Annotated in this window: 11 protein-coding genes and 1 riboswitch; all 11 genes read left to right on the plus strand. The window is 56.6% G+C overall.

The window, feature by feature from the left end:
• The first annotated feature begins 27 nt into the window (after window positions 1-27).
• Window positions 28-217: riboswitch (cobalamin riboswitch) on the plus strand.
• Window positions 218-344: 127 nt separating this feature from the next.
• Entirely contained in the window at window positions 345-1,223 is an 879-nt protein-coding gene (locus ACTCIA_RS13890) for a sirohydrochlorin cobaltochelatase (RefSeq protein WP_463002409.1), read from the plus strand.
• 351 nt (window positions 1,224-1,574) lie between these two features.
• Complete coding sequence (locus tag ACTCIA_RS13895; protein ID WP_463002410.1) at window positions 1,575-1,730, plus strand: hypothetical protein; 156 nt, start codon at window positions 1,575-1,577, stop codon at window positions 1,728-1,730.
• Window positions 1,721-2,788: a FecCD family ABC transporter permease gene (locus ACTCIA_RS13900; RefSeq protein ID WP_463002411.1), complete on the plus strand. Its 1,068-nt coding sequence runs from the start codon at window positions 1,721-1,723 to the stop codon at window positions 2,786-2,788. Before ACTCIA_RS13895 ends, ACTCIA_RS13900 begins: the two co-directional genes overlap by 10 nt.
• Entirely contained in the window at window positions 2,778-3,551 is a 774-nt protein-coding gene (locus ACTCIA_RS13905) for an ABC transporter ATP-binding protein (protein WP_463002412.1), read from the plus strand. Before ACTCIA_RS13900 ends, ACTCIA_RS13905 begins: the two co-directional genes overlap by 11 nt.
• Window positions 3,544-4,530 (plus strand): ABC transporter substrate-binding protein, encoded by a 987-nt coding sequence (locus ACTCIA_RS13910; protein ID WP_463002413.1) that lies wholly within the window; start codon window positions 3,544-3,546, stop codon window positions 4,528-4,530. The genes ACTCIA_RS13905 and ACTCIA_RS13910 overlap by 8 nt, the downstream gene beginning before the upstream one ends.
• 340 nt (window positions 4,531-4,870) lie before the next feature.
• Window positions 4,871-6,280 carry a cobyrinate a,c-diamide synthase gene (locus ACTCIA_RS13915; protein ID WP_463002414.1) on the plus strand — a complete coding sequence of 470 codons (1,410 nt, stop codon included), beginning with the start codon at window positions 4,871-4,873 and terminating at the stop codon, window positions 6,278-6,280.
• Entirely contained in the window at window positions 6,267-6,887 is a 621-nt protein-coding gene (locus ACTCIA_RS13920; RefSeq protein ID WP_463002415.1) for a precorrin-8X methylmutase, read from the plus strand. The genes ACTCIA_RS13915 and ACTCIA_RS13920 overlap by 14 nt, the downstream gene beginning before the upstream one ends.
• A complete protein-coding gene (gene cobI / locus ACTCIA_RS13925; RefSeq protein ID WP_463002416.1) occupies window positions 6,888-7,616 on the plus strand; it encodes a precorrin-2 C(20)-methyltransferase in 729 nt (242 codons plus the stop codon). It abuts the gene before it with no gap.
• Window positions 7,609-8,658, plus strand: coding sequence for a nucleoside recognition protein (locus ACTCIA_RS13930; protein WP_463002417.1), 1,050 nt, complete (start codon window positions 7,609-7,611; stop codon window positions 8,656-8,658). The genes cobI and ACTCIA_RS13930 overlap by 8 nt, the downstream gene beginning before the upstream one ends.
• Before the next feature lie 32 nt (window positions 8,659-8,690).
• Complete coding sequence (gene cbiD, locus ACTCIA_RS13935; RefSeq protein ID WP_463002418.1) at window positions 8,691-9,800, plus strand: cobalt-precorrin-5B (C(1))-methyltransferase CbiD; 1,110 nt, start codon at window positions 8,691-8,693, stop codon at window positions 9,798-9,800.
• On the plus strand, window positions 9,797-11,014 hold the full coding sequence (gene cbiE, locus ACTCIA_RS13940; protein ID WP_463002419.1) for a precorrin-6y C5,15-methyltransferase (decarboxylating) subunit CbiE: 1,218 nt from the start codon (window positions 9,797-9,799) through the stop codon (window positions 11,012-11,014). Before cbiD ends, cbiE begins: the two co-directional genes overlap by 4 nt.
• Window positions 11,015-11,144: the final 130 nt, after the last annotated feature.

The raw sequence follows: 11,144 nt of genomic DNA on the forward strand, positions 1-11,144 counted from the left end.
ATTTACAAGCACTCCATAAGCTTATTAAAATATATTTTCCAGCAGGGTATGCCTCAAACACAGGCATAAAAGGGAACCCCGTTTAAGTCGGGGGCGGACCCGCCGCTGTAACCGGGAACGAACACCGCACATTGCCACTGCTTTGATATAAAGCGGGAAGGCGCGGTCATTAGAATGATCCGGGAGCCAGAAGACCTGCCTTGCTGAAGTTTTTCACGGTTATTGGTGCGGATATCACCGGCGTGGAAATCAAAAAAGGGGTCAAGAAAGACGGGTGCAGCCCCCCTGAGCCAAAAAGCTCAGGGGGGCTTTTTATTTTGGGAAAATTTCAAACGGAGGATGAAATGGGAAAAGGTCTTTTCAAACCGGTTTTGATGATACTGATTCTGATTTTTGCTGCAGTTGCAACGGTTCAGGCCGGCAGCCCGCAGCCGGAGGACGGGAAAACAGGAATCCTTCTGGTTACCTTTGGCACAACGTTTTCAGAGGCCCAGGCGGCTTTTGACAATGTTGAAACAGAAATCAAAGCCGCCTTTGCCGACACCACAATCAAGTGGGCCTATACCTCGGAGATGATCCGCGACAAAATGGCCCAACAGGGGAAAACGGCCCTTTCTCCTTCACAGGCCCTGGAAGAAATGGCTGAACAAGGCTTTACAAAAATTTTCGTGCAGTCGCTGCACACCATTGCGGGATATGAATATCACGATCTTGTCAAAACCGTGCGCATGTTTGAACACAACTCCGGCGGAGTTGAAAAAATCACCATCACCGGACCGTTGCTGGCAGCGCCGGAAGACATGGCCAAAGCCGCCCGGGCCATCCGCGAGACCATACCCGAAGAGCGCGCAAGCAATGAAGCGGTGGTGCTTCTGGGACACGGCACCCACCATCCGTCAAACGCCGCCTATCCGGCCCTGATGTGGCGGCTGCAGCGCGATGACAAAAACATCTTTATCGGAACGGTCGAAGGGTATCCCGGCCCTGATGTCATATTGGAGCAGCTTGAAAAAAACAACATATCCACGGCATGGCTCATGCTCTTTATGTCCGTGGCCGGCGATCATGCCAGAAACGACATGGCCGGAGACGACAAGGATTCCTGGAAATCGGTTTTCGAAGCCGCAGGTATTGAATGCAAGCCTGTTTTAAAAGGATTTGCGGAATATGATCCATTTGTAGACATCTGGGTGAGCCAGCTCCAAACAGCTATGGATCAATGAGGCAGTGTTAAGTTTTAAGTGATTAAGTGTTAAGTAAAATCAGGAAGTTATTTTTTTTATTGGTTGGCGGTTAGGCCTGTTTCAGGACTTCTAAATAACTTCGTTCAAGGTTCAAGGTTCAAGGTTCAAGGTTCAAAGTTCAAGGTTCAAAAAAATAAAATCAAAGCTTTTAAGCATGCGACAAAAAGTTATTTGCAGTGTTCGGTCCCGGGCTGCGGCCCTGGGGGAACACTCCCAAGGAAGTCCAAGGGCGGGGTCTGCTTTTGAAGCGACATTGAGCGTTTTTGCGTGAAGATTTAAACTGTTTGAAGAAAGCAGGGCGAATTTGCAAATTTTAAGCAAAGGCATTTGATGAATCCGCAAAAACGATCAGGAGCGAAAAAGCTGACGCCGACCGCAGGGCTTCCTTCCTGCAACAACAGCGGACGCGGTAAAAAACTTTTTACGATTCCATCAAGTATGTTTATTAAAGATAAAGCAACTGCAGATATGAACCCATGGACCTGAAATCAGATAAATTGGGCATGCTCCGGTTTTTTCCGCTCTGGCCGCAGCTGGTGGTGCTCACCGGGGTGCTGGTGGTGCTGGCTGCTGCAGCCGCGGGCATGGGGCATGTGCAGGTGGGATTTTTCGACGTCCTGCGCATAGCCGGCTCGGCGGTATCCGGCATTGCCGAACTGGCCGCCGACATTGATCCCATTGCCCGGACCGCGGTCATTGAAGTGCGCCTGCCGCGCATCCTTGTGGCCGCCCTGGTGGGCGGGGCCCTGGGGGTGTCGGGCGCGGTGTATCAGGGCATTTTGCTAAACCCCCTGGCAGATCCCTATACCCTTGGGGTTTCCGCGGGGGCGGCCTTTGGGGCCTCTGTTGCGATTCTGATCAATGTCAGCATGCTCGGGGGTTTTTCCGTGCCCTTGTTTGCCTTTGCCGGGGCTGTGGCAACGCTGATGATTGTTATGTATCTGGCATCTTCGGCCGGGGGCTATTCATCGAGCAACCTGATCTTGTCCGGCATTATCGTGGCGGCCATCCTGTCTGCGGGCATCAGCTTTATCAAGTACCTGGCAGACGAACGGGTCTCGGTGATCATTTTCTGGCTCATGGGAAGCCTGGCCTCAAAGACCTGGGCGGATGCCGGTCTTCTGGCGGGGGTGACGGCACTGGGCACGGGTGTGTGCCTGTTTTTTGCCAGGGATTTAAACCTGATGTCTCTTGGCACCCGCACGGCCGCATCCATGGGAACTTCGGTGCAAAGACTTTCTCCGGCACTTCTGGTCTGTGTGAGCCTGATGGCCGCAATCTGTGTATCGGTTTCAGGAATTATCGGATTTGTGGGGCTTTTGGTGCCCCACCTGGTCAGAAGCGTCTGCGGCCCGGATCACGGACGGCTTATTCCGGTATCGCTGCTCACCGGTGCCATTCTGCTGCTGGCCGCAGACACGGTAACCCGGGCCCTGCTTCCCAGCGAACTACCCATTGGCGTGCTCACAGCGCTGATCGGCGGACCGTTTTTCTGCTGGGTTTTCCGCAGGCGGCAAATGGGGGCGATGGGCCATGGGTTTTGATATCAGCAAAATTTTTTATTCCTACGGCGCCCGGCGCGCCATTGACGGGGTAAGCCTTTCACTTGAACCAGGGCGTTTTTACGCGGTAATCGGCCCCAACGGGTCGGGCAAGACCACACTGATGGACCTGATGTGCCGGCACAAAAGTCCGGATTCAGGAAACATTTTTCTAAACGGCCAAGCCCTTGACCAGTATTCCAGCCGGGCCCTGGCCAGGCAGGTGGCCCTGGTGCCCCAGGAATACCGGGTGAATTTTCCCTACACCGCAGAAGAAGTGGTGGCCATGGCCCGATATCCCCACCTGCCCCGGTTTTCCGCGCCCACGGCCGAGGATATGGAAGTGGTTGCCCGGGCCATGGCCGAGTGCAAAGCCGAAAACCTGTCAGACCGGTTCATGACCGAGCTTTCCGGGGGTGAGAAACAACGGATCGTTTTTGCCCGGGCCCTGGCCCAGCAGACGCCGGTGCTGCTGCTCGATGAGCCCTGTGCCAATCTCGATATCCGCCACGGCCTCGGCCTGCTGGAGTCGGCGGCAAAACGGGTGAAAACCCAAAACATCACCGTGGCCGCGGTCATGCACGACATCAACCTGGCGCTCAGGTACGCAGATGACCTGATACTGATGAACCAGGGAAAAATCATTTTAAACGGGCCGGTGGAAAACACCCTGGAGCGCACGGTCTTAAAACAGATATTCGGCGTTGACGCCCGTATCCGGACCGATTCAGCCATAAACGCACCACAGGTGACCTTTGTTGGATAAACGTTTACAATTTTTCATACTTGTTTTTGCTGCCCTGCTTTTTCTGGCACCCCCGGTACGGGCTGAAAGCCAGACCATGGCCCTTGTGGGCAAACACACGGTGCGCGATTGCGCAGGCAGAGAGATCCGGGTGGAAAAACCCTTTTCCCGCATCATCTCCCTGTATGGCGCCCACACGGAAAACCTGTTTGCCCTGGGCCTGGACAAAGAGATTATCGGCGTGGGCCGGCATCCGGACTATCCGGAAAAAGCCCGGGAAAAACCCGGATTTTCCCCCCAGGACGGCCCGGAAAAGTTTCTTGCGGCCCGGCCCGATCTGGTGCTGGTGCGCCCCATGCTCGACCGGGGCTATGAACCCCTGATGAACCAGCTGGAAAAATTTGACATCCGGGTGGTCTCGCTTCAGCCCGGCAATATCGAAGAGATGAAAACCTACTGGCGCATCCTGGGACGGCTCACAGGCCGGGAGGATGCCGCAGAGGAAATGATTGCGCATTTTGAAAAAGGCGTCAAACACGCCCGGTTTCTGGCCGGGCAGATCCCTGAGAAAAAAAGGGTTTATTTTGAGGCCATCCATGACCGGTTCAAAACCTTTACCCCGGATTCCATGCCGGTTTTTGCTCTGGAGTGCGCCGGGGGCATCAATGCGGCAGACGATTTCAGCCAGGTGCGCAACACCAATATCGCGGAATTCGGCAGGGAACGGATCATGGCAAGAGGCTGGCAAATCGATGTTTACCTGGCCCAGAACGGGCCCATGAACAGCGTTGATGTCAAAAACATTGAAAACGAGCCGGGCTACAATGTGATCAAGGCGGTCAGACAGGGCGAGATTTATATCGTGGACGAGCAGATCGTGGCCCGCCCTACCCTGCGGCTGCTCAAAGGCATATGGACCATCGGCTCGATTCTGTATCCGGATGTTTATACGAAGGAGAGGGGTGGGGAGGTGTTGGGGGATGTGGGTGGTGGTCAGTGATCAGTAATGAGTGACGAGTGACGGGTGACGGGTGACCGGTTGTGAAGAACTTTTTACGCGGCCATATCGGAATTTCCAAGGAAGTCCAAGGTCGGGGTCGGTTTGTAAGCGACATTGGGCGTTTACGGAAAAATTCAGCAAATGCCGGAGCGTAAAAATTTCAAACTGTTTGAGGCCGACAGGCCGAGTTTTTGAAATTTTAGCGAAGGCATTTGATGAATCCGTAAACGCTCAGGAGCGAAAAAACTGAACCCCGTCCGCAGGGCTTCCTTCCTGACAAACATCAAGCCGTAAACAAGATTTTTTACGAGGCTATCATGCACGATAGCGGAAAAAACATATGGATACAAAAAAAATCAAAGGGATAGTGGTGGCGGCGCCGGCCAGCGGGAGCGGCAAAACCACTATCACCCTGGGCCTGCTGGCGGCCCTGATACGAAAGGGCATTAACACGGCGGCGTTCAAGATCGGCCCGGACTTCATTGACCCGGGCCTGCACGGGGAAATCACCGGTCAGCCCGGGCGCAACCTCGACGGCTGGATGCTGGACCAGGACACCAACCTGGAGATCTTTTCCAGGGGCGCAGACGGTGCCGGCATGGCCGTGGTCGAAGGGGTCATGGGGCTGTATGACGGTTTTTCCGGGGCGTCCGAGGCCGGCTCCACCGCCCAGATGGCCAAATGGCTGGACCTGCCGGTGCTTTTGGTGGTGGATGCCGGCCGGATGGCCAGAAGCTTTGCCGCCCTGGTCAAGGGCTTTGTGGAATTTGATCCAAAAGTGCGCTTTTGCGGGGTTGTGGCCAACAACGCCGGCAGTCCGGCACACATCCGGTATTTGGAAGAGGCCATGGCCGATGTCCCTGAAATTTCCCTTCTGGGGGCGATCCCAAAAGATGCCGCCGCCGGAATCCCGGAGCGGCACCTGGGGCTTTTTACCGCAGAAGACAAGGTGATTTCCGGGCAGAGAACCCATGCCCTGGCCGATCTCGTCTCCAATCACTTGGATCTGGACCAACTGATTACCGGACTTGAAGAAATCCCCCTAAAACAGACTGCTGACCGGCTCCGGCCCGAACCTGCCGTGCGGGTGGCCGTGGCAAGGGATCCGGCCTTTTGCTTTTATTACCAGGACAACCTGGACGTGCTTGAAGAACACGGGTGCGAAATCGTGTTCTTCTCCCCTGTCAATGATGCCGGCTTGCCAAAAGACATCCACGGCATCTATCTCGGCGGGGGATACCCGGAATTGTACGCCAAAGCCCTGTCTGAAAACCTGTCCATGCGCCGCGCCCTTCAGGCCGCGGTCCGGGGGGGCATGCCGGTATATGCCGAATGCGGAGGCTTTATGTATTTGTGCAAAAGCCTTGAAGACCAAAAGGGCCGGATATTTGAAATGGCCGGCGTATTCGGATTTCAGACGGTCATGGCAAAACGGCTCTGCGCCCTTGGCTACCGGCAGATCCGGTTTCTGGAAAACACCCCCCTGGGCCCTGCAGACACGGTTGTGCGGGGTCATGAGTTCCATTACTCTTTCATCCGGGATCCAGAGGCGGACCAAACAGCCCGGGACGTCTATGAAACCGCTGACCGGGCGGGTAAAAACCGCACCGCTCCGGGCTGGATGGCCAACCAGTGCCTTGGCAGTTACGTGCACCTGCATTTCCGGAGCCGGCCCCAAACCGGCCGCAGCTTTGCAAGCGCATGTGCAGAATTTCAAAACAAAAGGAAAAATCTTCATGAAACCCCATGAAATTGAAGACTTAAGCTTTTCCATCATCGAAAAGGAAGCCGGGACCCACGGGTTTGAACCCGCGCAGTGGCGTATTGTCTCGCGCATGATCCACACCAGCGCGGATTTCGGGTACCTGCAGAGCGTGCGCTTCCACCCGGAGGCCATATCAGCCGGGATCCGCGCCATCCAAACCGGGAAGGCCATTGTCACCGACACCAACATGGCAAAAGCCGGGATCCGAAAAACCGATGCCACCCGATTCGGCTGCCGGGTGGATTGCTTAATGGAGGACCCGGAAGTGAAAAAGCAGGCCGCCGCAGATGGCACCACCCGGGCTGCCGCAGCAGTGGATGCAGCCGCAGACCAGGTCAAAGGCGGCATTTTCGTGGTGGGAAACGCGCCCACAGCCCTTATGCGCATCATCGAGCAGATCCGCGCCGGCCGCACCGAACCCGCCCTGGTGGTGGGCCTGCCGGTGGGGTTTGTCAACGCGGCTGAATCCAAACAGATGCTGACCGGGACGGATGTGGCCCATATCACCAACATTGGCCGAAAAGGCGGGTCAGCCGTGGCCGCAGCCGTTATCAACGCCTTGTTTTCCCTGGCTGCCGAAAAAGGAGCATAAATGATGAACACACAGTACGGAACACTTTACGGCATCGGCGTGGGTCCCGGAGATCCCGAGCTGATCACCCTCAAGGCAATCCGGATCCTGGCACAGGTGGATGTGGTTTACACGGCCAGTTCCACCAAAAACGACTACAGCCTCGCGGTCTCCATTGCCAGGCCCCATATCCCGGACAGCGCGGAAATCCACAATCTGGGTTTTCCCATGAGCAAGGACAAAGAGGTGTTGAAACAGGCCTGGGAGAAAAACGCCCAAATCGTTGCCCAAACCCTGGAACAGGGGAAAAATGCCGCGTTTCTAACCCTTGGCGACTGCCTGACCTATTCCACGTACTCCTACCTGGCCAGACACCTCCGGCGAATAGCCCCTGATGCACCAACGGTTGCAGTGCCGGGCATAACATCCTATCATGCGGCAGCCGCACGCCTGCAGCGGCCCCTGGCCGAAGGCGAGCAGTCCCTGCTGATCGTATCGGGCTGCCGCGGCGGGGACAAGCTGCGGCAAATGGGTCATTATGCAGACAACGTGGTTTTTTTAAAGGCGTACAAAAATGCCGCAGACATCACCCGGGCCATTGATGAGCGGGGATGGCGGGACAACTCGGTGGGAATTGTTTCCTGCAGCCTGCCCGAAGAGCGGGTCATCCAAAATATCAATGAGTTTGAAACCGCGCGCCCGGACTACTGGACCCTGATTTTCTCCGGGGAAAAAAACGGACATGAGTAAAAAGTCAGCACAGCCCAAATACCGTCGGCTTGTGATATCCCTGGGGATATCAGCGGCCATGGCGGCCGCCGGAATGATGATGATTGAGGCCATCACCCCGGCCGTTGCCGCAGACAAACTGGCAATCCCCCTGGCCCGGCTTTGTGTGTTTATCGGCATGGGCCTGGCCGTGGCCCAGGTGATTGAATCCAGGGGCTGGACCCGGCGGCTGGGGGCGGTGGCATCACCCCTGTTTTCCTATGCCAATCTGGGCACACGCTGCAGCGCGGCTTTTTCCACGGCCTTTTTCTCAGGGGTGGCAGCCAATTCCATGCTGGTGGATTTCTACAATGACAACAAAATCACCCGGCGGCAAATGTTTCTCACCAATTTCATCAACCAGCTGCCGGCCTATTTCCTGCATCTGCCCACGACCTTTTTCATCGTGGTGCCGCTGACAAAAACCGCCGGTTTGATCTATTTCGCACTGACCCTGGCTGCAACCCTTTTGCGCACAATTGTTTTTGTGATCTGGGGCCGGCTCTTTGTCCCCCCGGCAGCCGGCCGGGAAAACCAGGAATCTGCATTGCAGCAAAGCGAGGCAGAGCAAAAAGGGGCCTGGACAGTATTGAAAAAACGGCTGCCCGGGCGTTTTGCCGGCATTCTCACATACGTGGTGCCCATTTACACGGCTGTGTATTTTGCAGCCGGGTTGGGGGCATTTGAAGCCATCCGCACCTGGATGACCCGGGCCGTGACCCTCCAGGCCCTGCCCGTGGAGGCCTTTTCTGTGGTGATCTTGAGCTTTGTGGCCGAATTCACTTCCGGATTTGCCGCAGCCGGGGCACTGCTCGACCAGGGGGTAATCACGGTCAAGCAGACCGTGATCGCCCTGATTGCCGGAAACATCATCGCATTTCCGGTCCGGGCACTTCGCCATCAACTGCCGCGCTACATGGGCATTTTCCAGCCCAAAACCGGGGCCCAGCTGCTTTTGCTGGGCCAGTTTTTCCGGGTGGCAAGCCTGGTGGCGGTCACTGCAATTTATTATATTTTGGCGTAAAAGCCGTTTCAGACTGCAATTTGCGAGGTCAAGTGACAGGCAAGAAATCCAGACGCAAACTCAAAGCCGGTTTTACCACCGGCACCGCTGCCGCGGCAGCGGCAAAGGCGGCTGTGCTGGCCCTGCTGGGCAAACACCCGCCAACTGAGGTCAGGGTGGCGCTTCTGACCGGGGATTTCATCAACATTGCTGTGCACGGATGTTCTGTTGAAAATGCCTTTACCGCCTCGGCCACTGTGATCAAGGATGCCGGCGATGACCCGGATGCCACGCACAGGGCTGAAATCGGCGCCCGGGTTACGCTTCTGGAGCCCGGAGAAGGACTTGTGATCACCGGCGGCCCGGGCGTTGGCCGCATTACCCGGCCGGGGCTGGAAGTGGCCCCTGGCAACCCGGCCATTAATCCCGGGCCGGAAAAAATGATCCGGCAATCGGTCAAACAGGTTTTTGATGATTTCGGAGCCGTGAGGGGTGCGGCGATTGAAATCTTTGTCCCCGAAGGAGAGAAAATCGCAAAGCACACATTAAACGCCCGGCTCGGAATTATCGGCGGCATCTCCATTCTCGGCACCACCGGGGTGGTCAAACCCATGAGTCATGAAGCCTATATTGCCACCATTTCCTCTGGCATGTCAGTGGCAAAGGCCGCAGGAAGCGATGTTGTGGTGTGCACCACCGGCCGCAGAAGCGAGCGCCACGCCCAGGCCCTGTTTTCCGATCTGCCGGAGCCGGCCTTTGTCCAGATCGGGGATTATTTTGAAAAATCCATGCAAATGGCCGGTGATTACGGTTTTACCCGGGTAGTGCTGGCCGTGTTTTTCGGCAAGGCCGTGAAAATGGCCCAGGGAGCGGCCCATACCCATGCGGCCAAATCCCGCATGGGACTTGAAACCCTGGCCGGATGGGTGCAGCAGCGATGCCCGGAAAAAGCCCTGGCCCGGCAGGTGGCTTCTGCCAACACGGCCAGATCCGCGTTTTTCATGATCCGGGACAACTGCCCGGAAGTGCTTGCAGACACGGCCGGCCGCATGATTGCGTCGGCTGACGGGTTTGCCAACACCCGCATACAGATCCGTGCGGTTATATTTGATTATGAAGGGGGCGTATCCGCAGACAGCGCAGATACGAAAGGGACGTTATGAAAAAGTCAATACACGTCGTGGGCATGGGCATGTGCCGGGGGGATCTTTCCCAAAGACACCTGGAAATCATTGAAAATGCCGGTTTTCTGGTGGGTGCGGACCGGCATCTCAAATGGTTTGCCGACCACCCGGCCAGGCAGCGCAGAATTGATTCCCCCTTGTCCGCGGTACTCGATGATATAGAAAATTTTGCCCAATCCGGCACCGTGGTCGTGCTGGCAAGCGGAGATCCGCTTTTCTACGGCATCGGCACCACCCTGATTCGGCATTTCGGCAAAGACCGTGTGACAATTCACCCCAATGTCTCGTCCATGGCTGCCGCGTTTGGCCGCATCAAGTGCTCCTGGCAGGAGGCGGCGGCTGTGAGCATGCACGCAAGAGACGGCCGGTGCGGCCTCCTGCAGGCCCTGTCCGCGGCAAAGCCTGTGTTTGTGCTCACAGACCCGGAAAACAGCCCGGACCGGGTGGCCCAAATGGTGGTGCAGGACTTTTCCGATGATGTGGAGATCTGGGTTGCCGAGCGCATGGGCCACGAAGACGAGCGCGTCCATAACCCGGACATCGGCCATGCGGCCCGGCAGACCTGGCGCAGGCCCAATTGCGTGATACTGGTTCCAAATCCGGCCTCCTTGCCAGGGCCGGGGCTTTTCCCGGGCCTGCCAGATGACAGCTACGCCCATGCCCGGGGCATGATCACCAAGGCTGAAATCCGGGCAGTGGTGTTTTCAAAGCTTTGCCCCGGGCCGGGAGACGTGTTCTGGGATCTTGGGGCGGCAAGCGGGTCTGTGGCCATTGAGGCGGCTTTTTTCATGACCTTTGGCCGGATTTTTGCTGTGGAAAAAAATCCGGCCCGGGCCGCAGATATCCGCACAAATGCGGAAAAATTCACCCCGAACCGGGTGGAGGTGGTCGAAGATGACATTTTAGAGGCTATGCAAAACCTGCCTGATCCGGACCGGATATTTGTGGGCGGCGGGGGAAAAGACCTTGAAGCAATCCTTTTGGAGGCCTGCCCCCGGCTGGCATCAAAGGGCAGGATCGTGATCAATGTCGTGGTCCTGGAAAATCTGGGCACATGCCTGGCTGTTTTAAAAAATCTCGGGTTTGCCGCAGAAGCGGTCCAGGTTCAAATCAGCCGGTCTTCGCAAATGGCTGCGGGCATGCGCATGGCCGCACACAACCCGGTTTTTGTTGTAACCGGGCAAAAACCTTGATGGTTCTTTGGAAATGTTTCCCCGGGCCCCTTTGGTGTGAAACTTTGCACACAGTCGGCCATGATGCCGGCCCGGGGGTGGTTTGCGAGTCGCATTGAGCGCGCAAGCGGTCAGCAGGGAGCAAACCGCC

The organism is Desulfosalsimonas sp. (genome assembly GCF_055149105.1).

Bases quoted from the DNA above. Each gene is read 5' to 3' on its own strand.
- ACTCIA_RS13905 (WP_463002412.1), top strand. From the start codon at position 2,778: ATGGGTTTTGATATCAGCAAAATTTTTTATTCCTACGGCGCCCGGCGC.
- ACTCIA_RS13900 (WP_463002411.1), top strand. From the start codon at position 1,721: ATGGACCTGAAATCAGATAAATTGGGCATGCTCCGGTTTTTTCCGCTC.
- cbiE (WP_463002419.1), top strand. From the start codon at position 9,797: ATGAAAAAGTCAATACACGTCGTGGGCATGGGCATGTGCCGGGGGGAT.
- ACTCIA_RS13915 (WP_463002414.1), top strand. From the start codon at position 4,871: ATGGATACAAAAAAAATCAAAGGGATAGTGGTGGCGGCGCCGGCCAGC.
- ACTCIA_RS13890 (WP_463002409.1), top strand. From the start codon at position 345: ATGGGAAAAGGTCTTTTCAAACCGGTTTTGATGATACTGATTCTGATT.
- ACTCIA_RS13895 (WP_463002410.1), top strand. From the start codon at position 1,575: ATGAATCCGCAAAAACGATCAGGAGCGAAAAAGCTGACGCCGACCGCA.
- cobI (WP_463002416.1), top strand. From the start codon at position 6,888: ATGATGAACACACAGTACGGAACACTTTACGGCATCGGCGTGGGTCCC.
- ACTCIA_RS13930 (WP_463002417.1), top strand. From the start codon at position 7,609: ATGAGTAAAAAGTCAGCACAGCCCAAATACCGTCGGCTTGTGATATCC.
- ACTCIA_RS13920 (WP_463002415.1), top strand. From the start codon at position 6,267: ATGAAACCCCATGAAATTGAAGACTTAAGCTTTTCCATCATCGAAAAG.